23 protein-coding genes are annotated in these 22,113 nt (G+C 67.8%); 11 read left to right on the top strand and 12 right to left on the bottom strand.

The features are described 5' to 3' along the window. Positions 1–7: 7 nt before the first annotated feature. The 3 genes from mlaD to IG194_RS20435 are packed head-to-tail and all read right to left on the bottom strand — an operon-like array spanning position 8 to position 2,090. Complete coding sequence (gene mlaD, locus IG194_RS20445) at positions 8–484, bottom strand: outer membrane lipid asymmetry maintenance protein MlaD (protein ID WP_009617817.1); 477 nt, start codon at positions 482–484, stop codon at positions 8–10. Further along, complete coding sequence (mlaE, locus tag IG194_RS20440) at positions 484–1,281, bottom strand: lipid asymmetry maintenance ABC transporter permease subunit MlaE (protein WP_009617815.1); 798 nt, start codon at positions 1,279–1,281, stop codon at positions 484–486. The genes mlaD and mlaE overlap by 1 nt, the downstream gene beginning before the upstream one ends. Continuing rightward, positions 1,281–2,090 (bottom strand): ABC transporter ATP-binding protein, encoded by an 810-nt coding sequence (locus IG194_RS20435; protein WP_009617813.1) that lies wholly within the window; start codon positions 2,088–2,090, stop codon positions 1,281–1,283. Before IG194_RS20435 ends, mlaE begins: the two co-directional genes overlap by 1 nt. 243 nt (positions 2,091–2,333) lie before the next feature. On the opposite strand from IG194_RS20435, the gene IG194_RS20430 reads away from it, so the two are divergent. The 10 genes from IG194_RS20430 (at position 2,334) to IG194_RS20385 (ending at position 9,394) form a co-directional block, all read left to right on the top strand. Then, the gene (locus tag IG194_RS20430; protein WP_009617811.1) at positions 2,334–3,308 is read left to right on the top strand and encodes a KpsF/GutQ family sugar-phosphate isomerase; all 975 of its coding nucleotides are present in this window, start codon (positions 2,334–2,336) and stop codon (positions 3,306–3,308) included. Further along, positions 3,309–3,833: a KdsC family phosphatase gene (locus IG194_RS20425; protein WP_058488599.1), complete on the top strand. Its 525-nt coding sequence runs from the start codon at positions 3,309–3,311 to the stop codon at positions 3,831–3,833. It abuts the gene before it with no gap. 8 nt (positions 3,834–3,841) lie between these two features. Further along, positions 3,842–4,411: an LPS export ABC transporter periplasmic protein LptC gene (gene lptC, locus IG194_RS20420; protein ID WP_009617808.1), complete on the top strand. Its 570-nt coding sequence runs from the start codon at positions 3,842–3,844 to the stop codon at positions 4,409–4,411. Beyond that, positions 4,398–4,934 (top strand): lipopolysaccharide transport periplasmic protein LptA, encoded by a 537-nt coding sequence (gene lptA / locus IG194_RS20415; RefSeq protein ID WP_009617806.1) that lies wholly within the window; start codon positions 4,398–4,400, stop codon positions 4,932–4,934. Before lptC ends, lptA begins: the two co-directional genes overlap by 14 nt. Beyond that, positions 4,934–5,659: an LPS export ABC transporter ATP-binding protein gene (gene lptB / locus IG194_RS20410; protein ID WP_058071416.1), complete on the top strand. Its 726-nt coding sequence runs from the start codon at positions 4,934–4,936 to the stop codon at positions 5,657–5,659. The genes lptA and lptB overlap by 1 nt, the downstream gene beginning before the upstream one ends. A 207-nt stretch (positions 5,660–5,866) precedes the next feature. Beyond that, entirely contained in the window at positions 5,867–7,369 is a 1,503-nt protein-coding gene (locus IG194_RS20405; protein WP_024128165.1) for an RNA polymerase factor sigma-54, read from the top strand. A gap of 76 nt (positions 7,370–7,445) precedes the next feature. After that, positions 7,446–7,754, top strand: a complete 309-nt coding sequence (gene hpf / locus IG194_RS20400) for a ribosome hibernation-promoting factor, HPF/YfiA family (protein WP_009617801.1) — start codon at positions 7,446–7,448, stop codon at positions 7,752–7,754. 12 nt (positions 7,755–7,766) lie between these two features. Next, the gene (ptsN, locus tag IG194_RS20395) at positions 7,767–8,231 is read left to right on the top strand and encodes a PTS IIA-like nitrogen regulatory protein PtsN (RefSeq protein ID WP_043272351.1); all 465 of its coding nucleotides are present in this window, start codon (positions 7,767–7,769) and stop codon (positions 8,229–8,231) included. 1 nt (position 8,232) lies between these two features. Beyond that, positions 8,233–9,090, top strand: coding sequence for an RNase adapter RapZ (gene rapZ / locus IG194_RS20390; RefSeq protein ID WP_058071418.1), 858 nt, complete (start codon positions 8,233–8,235; stop codon positions 9,088–9,090). Positions 9,091–9,121: 31 nt separating this feature from the next. After that, complete coding sequence (locus IG194_RS20385; protein WP_009617794.1) at positions 9,122–9,394, top strand: HPr family phosphocarrier protein; 273 nt, start codon at positions 9,122–9,124, stop codon at positions 9,392–9,394. Positions 9,395–9,419: 25 nt separating this feature from the next. Here IG194_RS20385 and IG194_RS20380 read toward each other — a convergent pair whose 3' ends face one another. The 6 genes from IG194_RS20380 to pmbA form a co-directional block, all read right to left on the bottom strand. Beyond that, on the bottom strand, positions 9,420–10,319 hold the full coding sequence (locus IG194_RS20380; RefSeq protein ID WP_058488598.1) for a ZIP family metal transporter: 900 nt from the start codon (positions 10,317–10,319) through the stop codon (positions 9,420–9,422). 22 nt (positions 10,320–10,341) lie between these two features. Beyond that, positions 10,342–10,968: a superoxide dismutase gene (locus IG194_RS20375; RefSeq protein ID WP_058488597.1), complete on the bottom strand. Its 627-nt coding sequence runs from the start codon at positions 10,966–10,968 to the stop codon at positions 10,342–10,344. Positions 10,969–10,976: 8 nt separating this feature from the next. Continuing rightward, positions 10,977–11,426 carry a tetratricopeptide repeat protein gene (locus tag IG194_RS20370; protein WP_009617791.1) on the bottom strand — a complete coding sequence of 150 codons (450 nt, stop codon included), beginning with the start codon at positions 11,424–11,426 and terminating at the stop codon, positions 10,977–10,979. Positions 11,427–11,453: 27 nt separating this feature from the next. Continuing rightward, entirely contained in the window at positions 11,454–12,830 is a 1,377-nt protein-coding gene (gene fumC, locus IG194_RS20365; RefSeq protein WP_058488596.1) for a class II fumarate hydratase FumC, read from the bottom strand. Positions 12,831–12,843: 13 nt separating this feature from the next. Further along, the gene (locus IG194_RS20360) at positions 12,844–13,215 is read right to left on the bottom strand and encodes a hypothetical protein (protein ID WP_009617785.1); all 372 of its coding nucleotides are present in this window, start codon (positions 13,213–13,215) and stop codon (positions 12,844–12,846) included. 561 nt (positions 13,216–13,776) lie between these two features. After that, complete coding sequence (gene pmbA, locus IG194_RS20355) at positions 13,777–15,126, bottom strand: metalloprotease PmbA (RefSeq protein WP_043272348.1); 1,350 nt, start codon at positions 15,124–15,126, stop codon at positions 13,777–13,779. 119 nt (positions 15,127–15,245) lie between these two features. On the opposite strand from pmbA, the gene yjgA reads away from it, so the two are divergent. Next, positions 15,246–15,770, top strand: a complete 525-nt coding sequence (gene yjgA / locus IG194_RS20350; RefSeq protein ID WP_009617781.1) for a ribosome biogenesis factor YjgA — start codon at positions 15,246–15,248, stop codon at positions 15,768–15,770. Between the two features lie 160 nt (positions 15,771–15,930). Here the strand turns inward: yjgA and tldD are convergent, their stop codons facing one another. The 3 genes from tldD to IG194_RS20335 are packed head-to-tail and all read right to left on the bottom strand — an operon-like array spanning position 15,931 to position 22,106. Further along, complete coding sequence (gene tldD / locus IG194_RS20345; RefSeq protein WP_009617779.1) at positions 15,931–17,373, bottom strand: metalloprotease TldD; 1,443 nt, start codon at positions 17,371–17,373, stop codon at positions 15,931–15,933. A 2-nt stretch (positions 17,374–17,375) separates the two neighbouring features. Beyond that, on the bottom strand, positions 17,376–18,224 hold the full coding sequence (locus IG194_RS20340; RefSeq protein WP_058488595.1) for a carbon-nitrogen hydrolase family protein: 849 nt from the start codon (positions 18,222–18,224) through the stop codon (positions 17,376–17,378). Positions 18,225–18,278: 54 nt separating this feature from the next. After that, the gene (locus IG194_RS20335; protein ID WP_058488594.1) at positions 18,279–22,106 is read right to left on the bottom strand and encodes a YhdP family protein; all 3,828 of its coding nucleotides are present in this window, start codon (positions 22,104–22,106) and stop codon (positions 18,279–18,281) included. Between the last annotated feature and the right edge of the window lie 7 nt (positions 22,107–22,113).

The raw sequence follows: 22,113 nt of genomic DNA, 5'->3' as shown, positions 1-22,113 counted from the left end.
ATCATCGTCATTGCTTCTTGGGCTCTTCTTTGTTGACCGAGTTCAACAGGAACTTGCCGATCAGGTCCTCCAGCACCAGCGCGGACTGGGTGTCGTGGATGACGCCGCCGTCCGTGAGCATCTTGTCGTCGCCGCCGACGCTGATGCCGATGTATTTCTCGCCCAGCAGGCCTGCGGTGAGGATAGACGCGGTGGAGTCGTCCGGCAGGTTGTTGACGCTCTTGTTGATTTCCATGGTCACCCGGCCACGGTAGCTGTCGTGGTCCAGGTCCACGGCAACCACCTTGCCGATGGTCACGCCGGCCATGGTCACCTTGCCGCGCACGGTCACACCGGCGACGTTGTCGAAGTAGGCATACAGCTGGTAGGTGTCATTGGAATGCCCGATGGTCAGGCCGCTGACACGCAGCGCCAGCAGCAGCAGGGCCAGCAGGCCGCCGAGAAGAAACAGGCCTACACCGATTTCCAGGGTGCGGGTTTGCATCAGAAGTCTCCAAACATCAAAGCGGTCAGTATGAAGTCCAGCCCCAGTACCGCCAGGGAGGCATAGACCACGGTTCGAGTCGTTGCGCGGCTGATCCCTTCGGAGGTCGGCTCGCAGTCATAGCCCTGGAACACGGCGATCCAGGTCACCACGAAGGCGAACACCACGCTCTTGATCACGCCATTGAGCACATCCTCGCCGAATTGCACGCTGTTCTGCATGTTCGACCAGAAGGAACCCTCGTATACGCCCAGCCAGTCGACGGCGACGGCGGCGCCGCCCCAGATGCCGACCACGCTGAAGATCGCCGCCAGCAGCGGCATCGAGATGAAGCCGGCCCACAGGCGCGGCGCGATCACGTAGCGCAGCGGGTCGACGCCGATCATCTCCAGGCTGGAGAGCTGTTCGGTGGATTTCATGTTGCCGATCTCGGCGGTCAGCGCGGAGCCCGCGCGGCCGGCGAACAGCAGGCCGGTCACCACCGGGCCCAGTTCGCGCAACAGGGTCAGGGCCACCATCTGTCCCACCGCCTGCTCCGAACCATAGTCCTTGAGGATGTTGTAGCCCTGCAGGGCCAGCACCATGCCGATGAAGACGCCCGAAACCACGATGATCGCCAGCGACAGCACGCCCACCGAGTACAGCTGCTTGACCAGCAGTTGGCCCATGCCGCCGGGCACCCGGCGGCCGAGCATGGCGTGGCCGAGGAACAGCGTGGAACGGCCGAGCGCCTCGAGCACGTCGAGGCCCGACCGCCCGAGCAGGCGAATCCGCTCGAGCAGTGAAGTCTTGCGCATCAGCGTTCCCCCAGCAGGTCGGCGCGATAGTCGCGCGCGGGATAGTGGAAGGGCACCGGACCATCCGGAATCCCCTTCATGAACTGGCGCACGCGCGGATCGTCGAGCTCCTTGAGCTCCGCCGGCGTGCCCTGCCCCAGCACCTTGCCGTCGCCGACGATATAGATGTAGTCGGCGATGCTGGCGGTTTCCGCCAGGTCGTGGGAGACCACGATGCTGGTGATGCCCAGGGCATCGTTGAGCAGGCGGATCAGCCGCACCAGCACGCCCATGGCGATCGGGTCCTGGCCGACGAAGGGTTCGTCGTACATGAGGATCTGCGGGTCCAGGGCGATCGCCCGGGCCAGCGCCACGCGGCGCTTCATGCCCCCGGACAGCTCGTCCGGCATCAGCTCCAGCGCCCCGCGCAGGCCCACGGCCTGCAGCTTCATCAGGACGATGTCGCGGATCATCTCCTCGGGCAGGTCGGTGTGCACCCGCAGCGGGAAGGCGACGTTCTCGAACACGTCCAGGTCGGTGAACAGCGCGCCGCTCTGGAACAGCACGCCGAACTGCTTGCGCAGGTCGAACAGGTCGGCGCGGGCCAGCTTCGGCAGGTTCTGCCCGTTGACCATGACGTCGCCCTTGACCGGGCGCAGCTGTGCGGCGATCAGGCGCAGCAAGGTGGTCTTGCCGCAACCCGACGGCCCCATGATGCCGGTGACCTTGCCGCGCGGAATACGGATATCCACGTTGTCGAAGATGGCGCGGGTACCGCGCTTGAAGGTGACCCCCTTCAGCTCGACAGCGTATTTTTCATCGGTGCTCATAGAACTCCTTGCATGACGGCCCTGTCCCTGCAATGCCCCGTCGAACCGTCGGAACACGGTAACGCAAGACAGGCCGAACGGCGGCGAACTATAGCATTGGCGCGCGCGGCGGCCCAAGGCCCGCCGCCGGCGATTCAGCTCGGATTCAGCTTTCCCTGTGCAAGATCCGGTATCGGCAGGGTGAAGCCCGGACCGCTTTACCGTTATAATCTCGCCCTTCACTTCGCCCCACGCGATCGGAACATGAGCCAGAATCACGATTTCATCCAGTCGGCACAACGCACCATCGGCCTCGAGCGCGATGCGGTGGATGCCCTGCTGCCACGCATCGGGGCCGACTTCTCCAGGGCCTGCGAACTGCTGCTCGGCTGCACCGGCCGCGTGGTGGTGGTCGGCATGGGCAAGTCCGGGCACATCGCCCGCAAGATCGCCGCCACCCTGGCCAGCACCGGCACCCCGGCGTTCTTCGTGCACCCGGCCGAGGCCAGCCACGGCGACATGGGCATGATCACCAGGGACGACGTGGTCCTGGCGCTGTCCAACTCCGGCTCCACCGCCGAGATCATCACCCTGCTGCCGCTGATCGCCCGCCTGGGCATCACCCTGGTGAGCATGACCGGCAACCCCGAGTCGCCGCTGGCCAAGGCCGCCGCGGTGAACCTGGACGCCAGCGTCGAACACGAGGCCTGCTCGCTGAACCTGGCGCCGACCTCCTCCACCACCGTCTCCCTGGTGCTCGGCGACGCCCTCGCCGTGGCCCTGCTGGAGGCCCGCGGCTTCACCGCCGAGGACTTCGCCTTCTCCCATCCGGGCGGTGCCCTGGGCCGGAGATTGTTGCTGAAAGTGGAAAACATCATGCACGTGGGTGAAGAACTGCCGCAGGTCTCCCCCGGCACTTCGCTCAGCGGCGCCCTGCTGGAAATGACCCGCAAGGGCCTTGGCATGACCATCGTCCTCGGCGAAGACGGCCGCCTGGCCGGCGTGTTCACCGACGGCGACCTGCGCCGCACCCTGGACAAGGGCGTGGACGTGCGCACGGCCACCATCGACCAGGTGATGACCGTGCACGGCAAGACCGTGCGCCCGGACATGCTCGCCGCCGAAGCCCTGAAGATCATGGACGACCACAAGATCAACGTCCTGGTGGTGGTCGACGGCGACGACCACCCGGTCGGCGTCCTGCACGTCCACGACCTGACCCGCGCCGGAGTCATCTGAATGACCGCAGACCTGCTGCAACGCGCCAGTGGCGTGCGCCTGGCGGTGTTCGACGTGGATGGCGTGCTGACCGACGGCAAGCTCTACTTCCTGCCCGACGGCGGCGAGTTCAAGACCTTCAACACCCTCGACGGCCACGGCATCAAGATGCTCATCGCCTCGGGCGTGCGCACCGCCATCATCAGCGGCCGCAAGAGCGCCGTGGTCGAGCGCCGCGCGCAGAACCTGGGCATCGAGCACCTGTTCCAGGGCCGCGAGGACAAGCTGGTGGTCCTCGACCAACTGCTCGCCGAACTCGGGCTAGGCTATGAACAGGTCGCCTACCTGGGCGACGACCTGCCGGACCTTCCGGTCATCCGCCGGGTCGGCCTGGGCATGGCGGTGGCCAGCGCCGACGCCTTCGTTCGCCAGCACGCCCACGGCGTGACCCAGGCGCGCGGCGGCGAAGGCGCGGCCCGTGAATTCTGCGAACTCATCCTGCGCGCCCAGGGCAACCTCGAGGCGGCGCAAAGCGCCTACCTGTAGAGCCAGACATGCCGAAGACCCTTCGCCAGAAGCTCCTCCTCGCCCTGATCGCGGTCCTGCTGGTCGCACTGGGCTACTACTGGAACGTGCGCCTGGACTTCAACGAGCGCCAGGTCGCGCCGAGCAACGACGCCATCGATTTCTACGCGGCCAATGCCCACAGCCTGCAGTACCGCGAGGACGGCAGCCTGGCCTACGAGATGACCGCCGATCGCCTGGAGCACATGAAAGCCACCGACGTCACCAACGTCACCACGCCGGACCTGTTCTTCTTCCGCGAGGGCGAGCCGCAGCCGTGGCACGTGCAGAGCGTGCGCGCCGAGGTGGGTCCGGAAGGCAAGCAGGTCGAACTGATCGACAACGTCCGGGTCCAGCGCACCGACGCGCAGAACCGCACCCTGCTGCTCACCACCACGCGCATGACGGTGTTCCCGGACAAGGATTATGCCGAGACCAGTCAACCCGTTAAGATCACCGAGCCCCAAGGGGTGACCACGGCGGTAGGCATGAAAGCGTATCTGAAAGACAGCCGGATGACCCTGCTGTCCAACGTAAGAGGTCAGCATGAGGTTCGTTAAAACCTTCCCCCTTTTCCTCGGCCTCGTCGCCGCCCTGGGCAGCAGCGCTGGCTGGGCGCTGCCGACGGATCGCGAGCAGCCGATCCGCGTGCAGGCCGACAGCGCCGAACTGGACGACAAGCAGGGCGTCGCCGTGTACCGCGGCGACGTGGTGGTGACCCAGGGCAGCATGAAGCTGACCGGCAACACCGTCACCCTCAAGCAGAACAAGGACGGCGAGATCGAGGTGGTCACCTCGGTCGGCAAGCCCGCCTATTTCGAGCAGAAGCCGGCGCCGGACAAGGAAATCACCAAGGCCTACGGCCTGACCATCCAGTACTTCGTCACCCAGAACCGGGTGATCCTGATCGACCAGGCCAAGGTGATCCAGGAAGGCAACACCTTCGAAGGCGAGAAGGTCGTCTACGACACCGAACGGCAGATCGTCAACGCCGGCCGCGCCACCGGCACCCAGGTGACCACCCCGCGCCCGCGCATCGACATGGTCATCCAGCCCAAGAAGAAGCAGGATCAAGCCCAGTAATGGCCACGCTCACCGCACAGCACCTCGCCAAGAGCTACAAGGGTCGCCAGGTCGTCCGCGATGTCAGCATGAGCATCGACAGCGGGCAGATCGTCGGCCTGCTCGGCCCCAACGGCGCCGGCAAGACCACCTGCTTCTACATGATCGTCGGCCTGGTCCGCGCCGACCAGGGCGTGGTCCGCATCGACGAGCAGGACGTCACCAACCTGCCCATGCACGGCCGCGCCCGCGCCGGCATCGGCTACCTGCCGCAGGAAGCCTCGATCTTCCGCAAGCTGTCGGTGGCGGACAACATCGGCGCCATCCTCGAGACCCGTTCCGACCTCGACCGCAACGGCCGCAAGGAGGCCCTGGAAGGCCTTCTGGAGGAGTTCCACATCCACCACATCCGCGACAACCTCGGCATGAGCCTGTCCGGCGGCGAGCGCCGCCGCGTGGAGATCGCCCGCGCCCTGGCCAGCTCGCCGAAGTTCATCCTCCTCGACGAGCCCTTCGCCGGCGTCGACCCGATCTCGGTGGGCGACATCAAGCAGATCATCCACCACCTCAAGGCCAAGGGCATCGGCGTGCTCATCACCGACCACAACGTGCGCGAGACCCTGGACATCTGCGAGACAGCCTACATCGTCAACGACGGCCAGTTGATCGCCGAGGGCGATTCCGCGGCCATCCTGGCCAACGAACTGGTCAAGGAAGTCTACCTGGGCCACGAGTTCCGCCTCTGAAGTCCTGCCCCGGCCGTCGCGCCGGGGCGCAACCTCATGTCGCGCCGACGGACAGGCAGCGAATTATGCGCAAACGCCCCTAGGCAAAGTCTGAGAATTCAGGCATATAATTTGCTTCCTAGCGGCGTCCGGGAATTTGGGTCCAGGCGCCCGTAGTCGTGGATTGGGTGCGCTACACGCCCGCGGACAAGGTGCCAAGTTCCAGCCATGAAACCATCGCTCGTCCTCAAGATGGGCCAGCAGCTGACGATGACTCCGCAGCTGCAACAGGCCATCCGACTGCTCCAACTCTCCACCCTGGATCTGCAACAGGAGATTCAGGAGGCGCTGGAATCCAACCCGATGCTCGAGCGCCAGGAAGAAGGCGAAGACTTCGACGGTAGCGACCCCTACGCCGAGGGCGCGGAAACCCCCACCAATACCAACGTCAACTCGCAGAGCGAAAGCTTCCAGGAAACCACCACGCCCAGCGCCGACAGCCTGGACGAAGACCAGTGGGCCGAGCGCATCCCCAACGAGCTGCCGGTCGACACCGCCTGGGAAGACGTCTACCAGACCAGCGCCAGCAGCCTGCCCAGCAACGACGACGACGAATGGGACTTCACCGCCCGCACCTCCGCCGGCGAAAGCCTGCAGAGCCACCTGCTGTGGCAGCTGAACCTCTGCCCCATGTCCGACAGCGACCGCCTGGTGGCCCTGAGCATCATCGACGGCATCAACAACGACGGCTACCTGGAAGAGTCCCTGGAGGACATCCTCACCTCCCTCGACCCCGAGCTGGGCATCGAGATGGACGAGGTGGAAGTGGTGCTGCGGCGCATCCAGCAGATGGAGCCGGCCGGCGTCGGCGCGCGCAACCTGCGCGAATGCCTGCTGCTGCAGCTGCGCCAGATGCCCGCCAACACCCACCTGCTGAGCGAGGCCCTGCGCCTGGTCGCCGACCACCTCGACCTGCTCGGCAGCCGCGACTACACCCAGCTGATGCGGCGCATGAAGCTCAAGGAAGACGAGCTGCGCGAGACCATCGAGCTGATCCAGTCGCTGCACCCGCGCCCGGGTTCGCAGATCGAGTCCGGCGAGGCCGAGTACGTGGTGCCGGACGTGATAGTGCGCAAGCACAACGAGCGCTGGCTGGTGGAGCTGAACCAGGAAGCGGTGCCGCGCCTGCGCGTCAACTCGCAGTATGCCGGCCTGGTGCGCCGCGCCGACTCCAGCGCCGACAACACCTTCATGCGCAACCAGTTGCAGGAAGCCCGCTGGTTCATCAAGAGCCTGCAGAGCCGCAACGAGACGCTGATGAAGGTGGCGACGCAGATCGTCGAGCACCAGCGCGGTTTCCTCGAGTACGGCGAGGAGGCCATGAAGCCGCTGGTCCTGCACGACATCGCCGAGGCGGTGGGCATGCACGAGTCGACCATCTCGCGGGTCACCACGCAGAAATTCATGCACACCCCGCGCGGCATCTTCGAGCTGAAGTACTTCTTCTCCAGCCACGTGAGCACTTCCGAGGGCGGCGAATGCTCGTCCACGGCGATCCGCGCGATCATCAAGAAACTGGTCGCGGCAGAAAGTCCGAAAAAGCCGTTGAGCGACAGCAAGATCGCTGGTTTACTGGAGGCACAGGGCATTCAAGTGGCACGTCGGACAGTCGCCAAGTACCGGGAATCTCTCGGAATAGCTCCATCGAGCGAGCGCAAGCGACTGGTCTGATTGACCCAAGCCAAGGTGTTCCGGCGGCAGGCCCCATAACCTGCCACTTATACACGGGCAATAAGGAGAAAGCGGTATGCAAGTCAACATCAGTGGCCATCAACTGGATGTGACCGACGCCCTGCGCGACTACGTGGTCGAGAAACTCGGCCGACTGGAGCGCCACTTCGACAAGATCACCAATGTTCAGGTCATCATGGAGGTCGAAAAGCTGAAACAGCGTATCGAAGCCACGCTGCACATTTCCGGTGGCGAAGTCGTGGCCTGTGCAGAACACGAAGACATGTACGCCGCCATCGACCTGCTGACCGACAAACTCGATCGACAACTGATCAAACACAAGGAAAAGTACCTCGAACGCCAACAGGGCGTTGGAGTCCGCTAACCCCCCTCCCCTATGATCCGACTTGAGCAGATCCTGTCCCCCGGCCGTTCCCTGGTGAACGTGCCGGGCGGCAGCAAGAAGCGCGTACTCGAACAGATCGCCAACCTGGTCGTGAAAGACCTTCCCGGCCTCGACGCGCAAGACATCTTCGAAAGCCTGGTGGCCCGCGAACGCCTGGGCTCCACCGGCTTCGGCAATGGCATCGCCATTCCCCACTGCCGCCTGACCGGCTGCAAGGCGCCGATCAGCGCCATTCTTCACCTCGATGCGCCGGTGGACTTCGACGCCCTCGACGGCGCCCCGGTCGACCTGGTGTTCGTCCTGCTGGTACCCGAAGCGGCCACCGAGGAGCACCTGGAGCTGCTGCGCCAGATCGCCTCGATGCTCGACCGTTCCGAGGTGCGCGAACGCCTGCGCCGCGCGAGCGATGGCGAGGCGCTGTACCAGATAGTCGTGGAAGTGCAGAACGGCCACTAGTATGCGCCTGATCATCGTCAGCGGCCGTTCCGGCTCCGGCAAGAGCACTGCCCTCAACGTCCTCGAGGACAACGGCTTCTACTGCATCGACAACCTGCCGGCCAGCCTGCTGCCGGACCTGGCCCAGCGCGCACTGCTGCACACCGAGCTGATGCACCCGCAGGTGGCCGTGTCGATCGACGCGCGCAACCTGCCCAGCCAGCTCAAGCGCTTCCCCGAGCTGCTGCAGGAAGCCCGCGACAAGCACATCCAGTGCGACGTGCTGTACCTGGACGCCGACGACGAGACGCTGCTCAAGCGCTTCTCCGAGACGCGCCGGCGCCACCCGCTGACCACCGACACCCGCTCCCTCGCCGAGGCCATCGCCGACGAGGAGCAACTGCTCAGCCCGATCGCCGACCTCGCCGACCTCAAGCTGAACACCACCAGCCTCAACCTCTACCAGTTGCGCGACGTCATCAAGCTGCGCCTGCTGAACAAACCCGAGCCGGGCACCGCCTTCCTCGTCGAGTCGTTCGGCTTCAAGCGCGGCATGCCGGTGGACGCCGACCTGGTGTTCGACGTGCGCTGCCTGCCCAACCCCTACTGGAAACCCGAGCTGCGCGAGCAGTCGGGCCTGGACAAGGGCGTGCAGGAATATCTCGCCGAGCAGCCCGACGTGGAAGAGATGTACCAGGACACCCTGGGCTACCTGAACAAATGGCTGCCGCGCTTCGCCGCCAGCAACCGCGCCTACGTCACCATTGCCATCGGCTGCACGGGCGGCCATCATCGCTCGGTCTACCTCGCCGAGCGCATCGGCAATGCCCTGAAAGCCACCCTGAAGAACGTGCAGATTCGCCACCGCGACCTGAGCTAGCAGCAGATAACGAAAGGACAGCCCCCTCGCGATGCCCGCCCTCGAGATCACCATCATCAACAAGCTCGGCCTGCACGCCCGCGCGGCGGCCAAATTCGTCGGCGTGGCCGGCCGCTTCCCGTGCCAGGTCCGCGTCGGTCGCAGCCCGGAGAGCACGGTGGATGGCAAGAGCATCATGGCGGTGATGATGCTGGCCGCGGGCAAGGGCACCAACCTGCACCTGAACGCCGAGGGCGAGCAGGCCGACGAGGCCCTGCAGGCTCTCGTCGACCTGATCAACAACTACTTCGACGAAGGCGAGTGACCGCCCGTCCGCACCGCGCCGGGCGCTAGCCCAGCGACGTATCCAGCACCATCATCAGGCAGAAGCCGACGATCAGGCCCAGGGTCGCCTCCCCGGCATAGCCGCGCCGCTGCGATTCGGGAATGATCTCCCGCACCACCACGTAGAGCATCGCCCCCGCCGCCAGGGCCAGGCCCCAGGGCAGCAGCATCCGCGACACCCCCACCAGCCAGGCGCAGAGCACCGCGAACAGCGGCTCGACCAGCCCGGAAGCCGCGCCGGCCAGCATCGCCCGCACCCGCGACATCCCCGCGCCGGCCAGCACCAGAGCGATGGCCAAGCCTTCGGGCACGTCCTGCAGGGCGATGCCCAGCGCCAGGCCGCCGGCGCCCTGGACCTCGCCGCCGGCGGCAACGCCCACGGCCATGCCCTCGGGAATGTTGTGCAGGACGATGGCCGCGACGAACAGCAGGATGCGGGCGGGAATGGCGGGGGTCGGCGCGTCGTCCAGGTCATGCTGGGCATCGTCCAGCATCCGCCCGGCCAGCATCAGCCCCAGCACGCCCAATGCCATGCCGAAGCTGACCAGCAACGCGGCGTACAACGGCGAGCGACCGCCCGCCTCGACCGCCTCCAGGGCCGGCAGCAGCAGGGAAAAGGCCGTCGCCGCCAGCATCACCCCGGCGCCGAAGCCCAGCAGGGTATCGGCGACCCGCGCCGGCATGCTGCGGATCAGCAGCACGGGCACGGCGCCCAGGGCGGTGCCCAGGGCGCAGATCAGGCCGCCGCTCAGCGCCTGGTACAGCGGCGCCGGCAATTGCAGGCGCGCCAGCAGCAACAGGTGGTTGAACAGCAGGCCGCTGCCCAGCAGCACTATCCCCAGGCCGAGCAGCCAGCGCAGGCTGCGCGCGCCGCCCTGCCGCGCGCCTGCCTCTAGCGGGCGCATGGCGTCACTTCCGCGGCGGGCATCAGGCGAGCCCCCGCTGCTCCAGGGCCAGGCGGTAGCGGCGCGCCACTTCCGGCCAGTCGACGACCTCGTAGAAGGCCGCGATATATTCCGGCCGGCGGTTCTGGTACTGCAGGTAGTAAGCGTGCTCCCAGACATCCAGGCCGAGGATGGGGATCAGGTCCTGCATCAGCGGGCTGTCCTGGTTGGCGCTGCTTTCCACCTTCAGGCGGCCCTGGCGGTCGACGCAGAGCCAGGCCCAGCCGCTGCCGAAGCGGGTCAGCGCGGCCTTGGTGAAGGCCTCGCGGAAGGCCGCGTAGCCGCCCAGCTCGGTCTCGATGGCGCGGGCCAGGGCGCCGTCGGGCTCGCCGCCGCCGCTCGGCGACATCACCTGCCAGAACAGCGAATGGTTGGCATGGCCGCCGCCGTTGTTGATCACCGCGCCGAGCAGCTTCTCCGGCAGGCGGTTGAGCTGCTGCAGCAGTTCTTCCACCGGCAGTTCGGCGAAGGGCGTGCCCTCCAGCGCGGCGTTCAGGTTGTTGACGTAGGTCTGGTGGTGCTTGCTGTGGTGGATCTCCATGGTCCGCGCATCGATGTGCGGCTCCAGGGCGTCGTAGGCGTAGGGCAAGGCGGGAAGACTGTGGGGCATGGTCGCTCCTAGTGGTAGCGCATGGATTGCGGGGTGGCGAAGAGGCCGGGGCGCAGCTCCACTTCGCCCTGCTGGTGCAGCAGCTCGCGGGTGCGCGGGTAGTTGCCGTGCTCGCCGATGAAGTTGAGCAGTTCGAGGTAGCTGCGCCGGCTGTGGCGCAGCGCGGCCTCGCGCATGTCGCGGCTCTGCCGCGGGTCGATGCTCAGCTCCAGCAGCCGCTCGTGGCAGTTGCACAGGTATTCGGCGGCCTCTTCCGGCTGGCCCAGCTGCACGTGCAGGTCGCCCAGGTTGTGGTGGGAGATGACGAAAGCCATCACCGCCTCGTCCGGGTCGTGCCAGCGGCCCAGCAGCAACTGGGCGTGGGCCAGGGCGTGGAGGTAGTGCTCGCGGGCATCGATCAACTCGTTGCGGATGAAGCAGCGGTTGCCCAGTTCGATGGTCTGTTGCCAATGGCGCATGTCACATACCTCCATGGTGAAGCGGCCTCAGAGGCCGCCGGCGGTGAGTTTCTCGGGGTCCAGCAGGGCCTCCAGGCGCTCGCGGCCGAGATCGGTGTTCTCCAGCGCCACCTCGATGATCGGGCGGCCCTCGCGGTAGGCCTGCTTGGCGATCTCGGCGGCCTTCTGGTAGCCGATGATCGGGTTCAGCGCGGTGACCAGGATCGGGTTGCGCGACAGCGCTTCGCGCAGGCGCGCCTCGTTGACCCTGAAGCTGGCGATGGCCTTGTCGGCCAGCAGGCGGCTGACGTTGCCCAGCAGCTGGATGCTCTGCAGCAGGTTGTCGGCGATCACCGGCAGCATCACGTTCAGCTCGAAGTTGCCGGACTGCCCGGCCACGGCGATGGTGGCGTCGTTGCCGATCACCTGGGCGGCGACCATGGCGGTGGCCTCGGGGATCACCGGGTTGACCTTGCCGGGCATGATCGAGGAGCCCGGCTGCAGGGCTTCCAGCTCGATCTCGGCGAGGCCGGCGAGCGGGCCGGAGTTCATCCAGCGCAGGTCGTTGGCGACCTTCATCAGCGCCACGGCAAGGGTCTTGAGCTGGCCGGAGACGGCCACGGCGGTGTCCTGGGCGCCGATCAGCGCGAAGAAGTCGTCTCCCGGGCGGAAGGCCAGGCCGGTCAGGCCGTTGAGTTCCTGGCAGAAGCGCGCGGAGAACTGCGGGTGGGCATTCACCCCGGTGCCGACGGCGGTGCCGCCCTGGGCCAGTTGCTGCAGCGCCGGCTGCAGAGCCTCGAGGTTGGCGCTGGCCTGGCGTACCTGCTGGGCCCAGCCGCCGAGCACCTGGCTCAGGCGCACCGGCATGGCGTCCATCAGGTGGGTACGCCCGGTCTTGACGTACTGCTGCACCTCGCCGGCCTTGCGCTCGAGGGTGGCCTGCAGGTGGCGCAGCGCCGGCAGCAGGCGCTCGTGGATTTCCAGGGCGGCGCTGATGTGGATGGTCGAGGGGATGATGTCGTTGCTGCTCTGCCCGCAGTTGACCTGGTCGTTGGGATTGACCGCGCGGCCCAGGCGACGGCCGGCGAGGGTCGCCACCACCTCGTTGGCGTTCATGTTGGAGCTGGTGCCGGAGCCGGTCTGGAACACGTCCACCGGGAAGTGCTGGAGGAAGTCGCCGGCCAGCAGTTCCTCGCAGGCGGCGACGATGGCCGCGCCGGTCTCGGCATCCAGTTGCTCCAGGGCGACGTTGGCCCGCGCCGCGGCGGCCTTGGCCAGCAGCAGCGCGCGGATGAAGGCGGCGGGCATGCGCTGGCCGCTGACCGGGAAGTTGTTCACCGCACGCTGGGTCTGGGCTCCATACAGCGCCGCGGCCGGCACCGCCAGTTCACCCATGCTGTCGCGTTCGATACGGCTGTCAGTCATTCTGCTTTCTCGCTTACAGGTCGTGGTACGTCAGGGAAGGCGCCATCGGCTGCGTGGCCAGCCGGCGCGAAAGCTGTTGCAGGCGCTGCCTGCGTTCGGCATCGCCGGCGAGGCGGCGCAGGTCGCAGAGCGGGCGATAGGCGTGGTCGAGGCAGAGCCCGCGCCAATGCCACGGCAAGGCGACATCGGCGGCGGTGTCGAGCAGCAGCTGGAAGCTCTTCTCGAACAACTGCCAGGCCGGCAGCGGCTCCCAGGCCACCAGGTAGCGCGTCTCGAACAGGTAGAGCTCCAGCAGGCGCGGCTCGTCGGGCTCCAGCGCGCAGCGGATGCGGGTGCCCAGGCGATACCAGCGGTCGAGCAGGGAGGTGTGGGTTTCGACAAACATGGCTGGCTCTCGAACGATAATGAGATTGATTATCGTTACGAGAGAAAGAAAATACAAGTCAGAGCAAGGGAGTAGGGCAAATCGGGGGTGGTATGCGCCGGGTGCTCTTCGTAGGAGCGAGCTTGCTCGCGAATGGGCCCCGCAGCGAAGTGTGTTCGCGAGCAAGCTCGCTCCTACGAGAAGCCGTGCCTGATCGTATGGTAAGGAGTGGGCTTGCTTGCGAAGGGAAGTTGCTGGTGGCTGAGGTGCATTGGATCAAGGCCGCCCCTCTCCCTAACCCTCTCCCTGAAGGGAGAGGGAACCGTTGGGCAGATGCTGATGTTTCGGCGTTAGCCGGCTAGCACAGAGATGACCGGCTGAAACCATTCCTCCTCTCGGCACGGACTGCCCCCTCTCCCTTCAGGGAGAGGGCTGGGGAGAGGGCGCTCTTGGAGCAAACGCCGAGCCTAGCCGGCAGAACGCCATTCGCGAGCAAGCTCGCTCCTACGAAGAGCCATTACGGAAAGAAAAACGCCGCTTCCCTCGGCAGGAAACGGCGTTCTCCAGAACCACAGCCTGCTATCAGTTCCCGGCCACCATCATCCTTTCCACCAGCACCGACCCGGTATGCAGGTTCCCGCGATTCTCCACGTCATTGCCGATGGCCAGGATGCTGGCGAACAGGTCCTTGAGGTTGGCGGCAATGGTGACTTCCTGCACCGGGAACTGGATCTCGCCGTTCTCCACCCAGTAGCCGCCGGCGCCGCGGGAGTAGTCGCCGGTGACCAGGTTGACGCCCTGCCCCATTAGCTCGGTGACCAGCAGGCCGCGGCCCATGCGCCGCAGCAGGGCCTTCTGGTCCTCGTCGCCGTGGCTGACGAAGAGGTTGTGCACGCCGCCGGCGTTGGCCGTGCTGGGCATGCCCAGCTTGCGCCCGGAGTAGGTGCCGAGCACGTAGGAAACCAGGGTGCCGTTCTCCACGAAGGGCTTGGCGTAGGTGGCCAGGCCGTCGTTGTCGAACGAGGCGCTGCCCAGGGCGCCGGGCAGCAGCGGGCGTTCGTCGAGGGTCAGCCACTCGGGGAACAGGCGCTGGCCCAGGCAGCCTTCGAGGAACGACGACTTGCGGTACAGGCTGCCGCCGGAGATGGCGCCGAGGAAGTGGCCGAACAGGCCCACGGCGACCTCCGGGGCGAACAGCACCGGCACCTCGGCGGTCGGCACCGGGCGCGCGCCCAGGCGGCTGGCGGCGCGCAGGGCGGCGCGGCGGCCGATGCTTTCCGGGCTGTCCAGCAGTTCGCCGCGGCGCTTCACGTCATACCAGTAGTCGCGCTGCATCTGCCCCTCGCCCTCGGCGATCATCACGCAGCTGAGGCTGTGACGGGTGCTGGCGTAGCCGCCGATGAAGCCATGGCTGTTGCCATAGACGCGGCAGCCATGGTGGATGTTCAGGGTGGTGCCGTCGGCCTTGGTCACCCGCGGGTCGGCGTCGAAGGCCGCGGCTTCGCAGGCCAGCGCGCGCTCCACGGCCTGGTCCGGGGTCAGCGACCAGGCGTGGTAGAGGTCCAGGTCGGGGAGGTCGCGGGCCATGAGCGCGGGATCGGCCAGGCCGGCGCAGTCGTCCTCCGAGGTGTGCCTGGCGATGGCCAGCGCCGCCGCCACGGTTTCGCGGATGGCCTCGTCACCAGTCGCCGAGGTGCTCGCCGAGCCCTTGCGCTGGCCGACGTAGAGGGTGATGCCGAAGCCCTGGTCGCGGTTGAATTCGACCGTCTCGACCTCGCGCTGGCGCACGCTGGTGGACAGCCCCTGCTCCAGGGACACCGCCACTTCGCAGCCCGTGGCGCCCTGGCGCTTCGCCTCGGCGACGATCCGCTCGACCTGCTCGCGCAGCGCCGGAAGTGCCTCGGGGCCGACTGCCTTGGCCTGTTCGCTCATTGCCAAACTCTCCTGTTCTGTTCCGCGGCCGGGGCGACGGGCCCCGTGGCATCGCGGGCGGGCCGGACAAGCGACCCTCGACTCGTTATCATGGCGGCGTTTTCCACTGGACCACCGCCATGGCTGAATATCAAGACGACGACTCGCTGTTCGAAGAGAAGAGCAAGTCGCAAGTAAAACGCGAGCTGCACGCCCTGCAGGACCTCGGCGAGCGCCTGACCGCGCTCAAGCCGGACATGCTCGACCGCCTGCCGCTCACCGAGCCGCTGCGCCGCGCCATCGACGAGGCGCCCAAGCACAAGGCCAATGCCGCCCGCAAACGCCACCGGCAGTTCATCGGCAAGCTGATGCGCGACCAGGACCTCGACGCCATCGTCGCCCTGCTCGACCAGCTCGACAGCTCCACGCGCCAGTACAACGAGCGCTTCCACGCCCTGGAGCGCTGGCGCGACCGCCTCGTCACCGGCGGCGACGAGGCCCTTTCCGCATTCTTCGCCGAATACCCGGACAGCGACCGCCAGCACCTGCTGCAACTGATCCGCCACGCCCAGCACGAGGCCGCTCACGACAAGCCTCCGGCCGCGGCGCGGAAGATCTTCAAATACATCCGCGAACTAGACGAGCTCAAGCGCGGCCTCCGCTGAAAGCCTACCCACGACCTGCTGCGCGTCGGCATAACTGCGTTAAAAACAGGTGAGAAATGCTCATTTAGCATCAGTAAACTGCGCTTCCTCACCTGTTTTTGCCTTGTTCTGCTCTAGCTCGCGAGGCCGTGAGCAGACTTTCCAAATGCTCCCCGGCGCCTCAGGCGCCGGTCCCGCCCACGGTGATGCCGTCGATCTTCAGCGTCGGCTGGCCGACGCCCACCGGTACCGACTGGCCATCCTTGCCGCAGGTGCCCACGCCGCTGTCCAGGGCCATGTCGTTGCCGACCATGGACACCCGGCTCATCACTTCCGGCCCGTTGCCGATCAGGGTCGCGCCCTTCACCGGGCGGGTGATCTTGCCGTTCTCGATCAGGTAGGCCTCGCTGGTGGCGAAGACGAACTTGCCGCTGGTGATGTCCACCTGGCCGCCGCCGAGGTTGGCGCAGTAGATGCCCTTCTCCACCGAGGCGATGATCTCCGCCGGGTCGCTCTGCCCGGCCAGCATGTAGGTGTTGGTCATGCGCGGCATCGGCAGGTGCGCGTAGGACTCGCGGCGGCCGTTGCCGGTGCGCGCCACGCCCATCAGGCGGGCGTTGAGCTTGTCCTGCATGTAGCCCTTGAGGATGCCGTTCTCGATCAGCACGTTGTATTGCGTGGGAGTGCCCTCGTCGTCCACCGACAGCGAGCCGCGGCGCCCGGCCAGGGTGCCGTCGTCGACGATGGTGCACAGGCTGGAGGCCACCTTCTCGCCGATGCGCCCGCTGTAGGCCGAGCTGCCCTTGCGGTTGAAGTCGCCTTCCAGGCCGTGGCCCACCGCCTCGTGCAGCAGCACGCCGGACCAGCCGGCGCCCATCACCACCGGCAGGGTGCCGGCCGGCGCGGGGACCGCTTCGAGGTTGACCAAAGCCTGGCGCAGCGCCTCGCGGGCGTAGGACATGGCGCGGTCTTCAGACAGGAAATAGCGATAGTCGGTGCGCCCGCCGCCGCCATGGCCGCCGCGCTCGCGGCGACCGTTCTGCTCGACGATGACGCTGACGTTGAAGCGTACCAGCGGGCGGATGTCCGCGGCCAGGGAGCCGTCGGCGGCAGCGATGAGGACCTGCTCCCAGACGCCGGCAAGGCTCACGGTGACCTGCTGGATGCGCGGGTCGAGGGCGCGGGTGGCAGCGTCGATCTTCTTCAGCAGCTCGACCTTCTCGGCGCGGCTGAGCACGTCCAGCGGGTTCTCGCCGGCGTACAGGCGCGTCGGCGCGACCGCCTTGAACGCCTGCACCCTACCGTTCTGCCCGGCCCGGGAGATCGAGCGCGCAGCGAGCGCCGCCTGGGACAGGGCATCGGGGGTGATGGCATTGCTGTAGGCGAAGCCGGTCTTCTCGCCGGACTGGGCGCGCACGCCCACGCCCTGGTCCATGTGGAAGCTGCCTTCCTTGACGATGCCGTCCTCGAGCATCCAGGACTCGGACACCTGGCTCTGGAAGTACAGGTCGGCGGCGTCGATGCCCGGGCCGCTCAGCTCGTGCAGGATCGGCTGCAGGCCGTCGACGTCCAGGCCGCCGGGGGCCAGCAGGTGCTGGCTGACGGATGACAACAACTCGCTCATGGCTACTCCGTAGGCGCCGGTCCGGGTACGGCCGGCGGGTAGAATCTTCGATGGCGGACCACCGGCATGCGTTGCCGGAGCGCCGTTTGTTCTTCACTGTCGCGTTCGGCCAGCAGCACCGCCTCGCCCTTGTCGCGCTCGGCGAGGATGCGCCCCCAGGGGTCGACGATGGCCGACTGGCCCCAGGTCTCGCGGCCGCGCGGGTGGGTGCCGCCCTGCCCCGCCGCCAGCACGTAGCACTGCGTCTCGATGGCGCGGGCGCGGATCAGCACTTCCCAGTGCGCCTGGCCGGTCACCGCGGTGAAGGCCGAGGGCGCCGTGATCAGCTCGGCGCCGGCCTCGCGCAGCCGGGTGTAGAGCTCGGGGAAGCGCAGGTCGTAGCACACCGTCAGGCCCAGCCGGCCGACCGGCGTGTCGGCCACCACCACCTGGCCGCCGAAGGCGTAGTCGTCGGACTCGCGGTAGCGGCCGCGGGCATCGGCGACGTCCACGTCGAACAGGTGCAGCTTGTCGTAGCGCGCCACCCGCTCGCCGCGCTCGTCGACCAGCAGCGAGCAGGCGTTGGCCTTGGCTTCGGGCTGGCCGTCCGGCGGCAGCGGCAGGGTGCCGGCGACTATCCACAACCTGAGGTCGCGGGCGGCGCTTTTCAACCAGGGCAGGATCGGGCCCTCGCCCAGGGCCTCGGCGCGGCCCAGCTCGGCCAGGTCGCGGCGGCCCATGGCGGCGAAGTTCTCCGGCAGCACGGCGAGGCGCGCGCCGCCCTCGGCGGCCTGTTCGAGCAGGCGACGGGCGGCGGCGAGGTTGGCCGGGACGTCGTCCTGGCTGACCATCTGGATCACGGCGAGGGACATGCGTTTCTCCGACGACAGATGCGATTCATCCTAACCGATGCCCGCCGGCTCTGCTCACCGCGGTTTCTCGAACGGCTTGTCGAAGGCGATCTCGGGGTTCTGCCAGGGGCCCTTGACGCGGTACTGCACGCTGGCGAAGCGCGCCACCCTGTCGCCCAGCAGCTTGTCCACCACGAAGAGCGCGCCGCCCACCGCCGGCGCGCCGACGATGAGCGCGGCCAGCGGCAGGTTGTTGGTCAGCGGCAGGGTCACCAGCAGCTTGGCGTCGATCTGATCGTGGGCCAGGTCCAGGGTGCCGTTCATCTCGATGTTGCTGGACGGCCCGGTGAGCCTGATCGGCTCGCGGGTGAGGTAGACGCCATTGGTGGCGCCCAGCACGCCCTGCACGCGGTCGTAGCTCAGGCCCTTGCCGAACAGGTCGGAGAAGTCCAGGCGCAGGCGGCGGTTGATGGCGTTGAAGTTGAGCAGGCCGAACACCCGCAGGGCCTGGGCGCTGCCCTCGACGTCGACGAACTGGCCCTTGCGCATGTCGGCTTCCAGGCGCCCGCCGAAGCGGCGCAGGCTGATGTAGGCCGGCGAGCCGGGCCAGTTGCCGTCGATGTCCAGGCTGAAGCGGTCGCTGGTGGCGGTGGGGGCGAAGTCCCAGGCCTTGAGCACGTCGGCCAGGTTCTTGCCTTCCAGGCGCCCCTGGAAGGTGCTGCGCGTGGAGCCCACCGGGCCTTCCCAGCGCAGCGTCCCGCCGACCTTGAGGCCGCGCAGGTCGAGCTTGAGGCTGTTGAAGGCGATGCCGCTGGTGGTCGGGCGCACGTTGAAGCTCCAGGCGCCGATGGGCTTGCCGCCCTGGGAGATCTGGCGGATGGCCACGTCCATCGCCGGAATGCTGCGCGGGTCGACCTTTTCCAGCGGGTCGGGGGCGATGGTCGGCGCGGCGGCCAGGTCGTTGGTGGGGTTCTTCGGCAGGTCCAGGCGCGCCAGGTTGATCTGGATGGGCCGCTGGCCGCTGTCCGGGAACACCGCCTGGCCGGCCAGCGGGGCGCTGTCGACGCCCAGTTGCCAACCGCCGGAAATCCGCGCCAGGTCGAGCTTGAAGTTGTCCAGGCTGGTGCCGAAGCCGCGGAAATGGCCGATCTGCAGGTCGGCACCACGCAGCAGGCCCTGGGTATCGCTGGGCACGCCGCCAATACCGTACTTCTTCAGCACCGCCTGCCACTGCTCGACGTCCAGGGTGTCCAGGCTGCCGCGCACCTGCACCCCGCTCCAGTTGGGCAGCAGCGCCGGGTCGCCGCCCAGGCGCAGGGTGCCGCGGCCGCCCAGGGGTTTGTCGGCGGGGGCGGCGTAGGCCAGGCTGGCCACCTTGTCGTAGTTGGCCCAGTAGCGCCGCTCGGGGCCTTCGAGGGTCATGCGCCAGTCGCTGGCGCGGGTCTCGTCGGCGGCCTTGCCAAAGGGGGCCGGCAGGTCGATGGCCAGTCCCTTGAGGTCGGAATTGACCTGCAACTGGCTGTCATGGCCGTCGAGCAGCAGGTCGAGCTGGAACGGCAGGCGCCCGGCGGCCGGCACGGCCTGCTTCACGCCGCCCCAGTCGAGCAGGCTCTTGAGCGCCACCTGGCCGCCCACCAGCACGCGGGTGCGCGGCTTGCCCGGGCTGCCCTCGGCGCGGATGCTGCCGCTGACGCGGCTGCCCAGGGCCTGGGCGCTGAGGCCCTTGGCGCTCAGGCCGCTGTTGGTGTCGTAGCGGAAGTCGCCCTTGAGCTGGGCCAGTTCCAGGGCCGGCTTGGCGATCTTCAGGCGCGTGCCCTCGGTGGCGAAGTCCACCACCACCCGCGCCTGCTTCGCCTGTTCCTTGGCCAGCGGGATGTCCAGGTTCAGGTGGCCCTTGAGCGGGCCCTCGCCTTCCCAGCCGGCGAAGACCTGCTGCACGCCCAGGGGCGAGTCCTGGAGGATCTTCAGGCCGTCGCCCAGGCTGCTGTCGACGTCGCCATCGACGTGCAGGTGGGCGACTTCGCCCTTGGGCACGTGGGGAATGTCCACCTGCACGTCGCGGACCTGGCTCTGCAGGATGCGCCCGGACTGCGCGCGGATGCGCACGCCGCTGTCCTCCACCAGCACCTCGCCCTCGGCCTGGCTCAGCGCCGGCCAGCCCGGCTGGTAGTCCAGCTCGCCGTCGTGGACCTTGAAGTACAGGCTCATGGCGTGGTCTTCCGGCGCCGAGCCCTTTTTCAGCGAACCCTGCCACTGGAAGTAGCCCTGCTCGACGCGCCCGCCCTTGATGGCGCTGGCCAGCCAGCGGGCCAGGTCCTTGTTCATCTCCGGCAGCACCGTGGGCAGGAACTGCGGGGTGTAGCTGCCGTCGCCGTCCTCCAGGCCCACGCGCAGGTCCATGTAGCTTTCCTTGTCGTGGTCGTGCATCAGGCGGATCAGCATGTCGCCGCCCAGGCGGCCGACGTCGCCCTCGACCTTCATCAGGTGGCTGCCGAGGGTGAAGGCCTCGTCGTCCCACTTCCAGAACAGCCGCGTGTTGGCGCTGCGGAAGCGCCACGGCTCGGGGAACAGCGTGGCCAGGTGGAGCATGAAGTCCTTGGCCGAGGCGTCCAGCTGGCCGCCGCCGAGGTTGCCGCTGAAGGTGCCGTCGACGTTGGCCACCGCCGGCACTTCGTGGAAGGCGCTGACGCCGACCTTCTCCAGGTTCACGCCGTAGGCCAGGCGCTCGGCGCCCTGGCGCTGCGGCCACCAGTCGAGGTTGAGGTGGTGCAGCACGCCCTGCGGCGCCAGGCCCTGCAGCCATTCCACAGCCTTGTCCGGCAAGGGCGCCAGGCTTTCCACCACCGGCAGCAGCGGGCCCAGGTCCAGGCGGTCGGCGCGCAGGCGCCAGTGGTCTTCGCCGCGGGTCTGCCGGTTCAGCTCCAGTTCCGCCTCGCCCCAGCGCTTTTCGCCGAGGTTGGCCGCCAGATCACTGACGCGCAGGCTCATTTCCTCGCCCTGGCGCTGGAAGTACAGCCCCACGCCGAGGTCGCCGACCTTCACCGCCTCGCGGCCATCGAAGGAGGCCTGCACCTGCGGCGCATTGAGCCTGGCCACCGCCGCGCTGGGCTGGCCCTTGTCGATGCGCGCCCAGAACTCGCCGCCGGCCTCCAGGCGCTGGATGCGCCATTGCCGCGTCAGGCTCGCCGGCAGCCACTTCGCCCAGTCGCTCTGCGGCAGGCTGAGGTAGGCGTCGGCCGAGCTGCGCTTCCAGTCCTCGCGGTCGATGCGCGTGTCCACCCGCAGCGCCACCGGCTGGCCGTCGGGCAGGTTGAAGCGGCCGTCCAGGCGCTGGCCGAACACGCCGCTGTGCAGGGTCAGGCCGAGATAGGTCAGGTTGAGCGTCTGCCCCTCGCGCGGCAGCAGGCTCAGTTGGCTGTCCAGCAGCGACAGGCGGCGCGGCGTCAGCAGCAGGTCGACGAGCTGGCGCGGGTCGCTGCCCTGCGGGCTGGCCGGCAGGCCCTCGACCTGCCAGTGGCCGTCCTCGCCCTCGCGCAGGCTCAGGTGTAGCCCCTGCAGCTCCAGGCTGTCGATGCGCGGCTGGCGCGCCAGCAGGCTGGCGGGGAGGTCGGGGGTCAGGCGCACCTGCTCCAGGCGCAGGGCGTCGCTGCCCTCGCCGAGCTGGATGTCGCGCACCGTGATGATCGGGCCGAAGCCGCGCCAGCTGCCTTCCAGGGCGCCGATGCGCACCGGCATGTGCAGCCGCGCGCTGGCCTGCTCGGCCAGGTCTTCGCGATATTCCGCCACCAGCGGCGCCAACTGGCGCCCCAGGCTGACGTACAGCGCCAGTAGCACCAGGCCCAGGGCGCAGAGCCCCAGGAGCAGGCGCAGCAGGCGGGCGAACAGGCGGCCGAAGCGGTCCATCTCAGCC

The sequence above is a fragment of the Pseudomonas sp. ADPe genome, from assembly GCF_014843515.1.
In the GTDB taxonomy this organism is placed as follows: domain Bacteria; phylum Pseudomonadota; class Gammaproteobacteria; order Pseudomonadales; family Pseudomonadaceae; genus Pseudomonas; species Pseudomonas citronellolis.
Note: the sequence above shows the minus strand (reverse complement) of the source record. Positions and strands in the feature narration are given on the sequence as shown.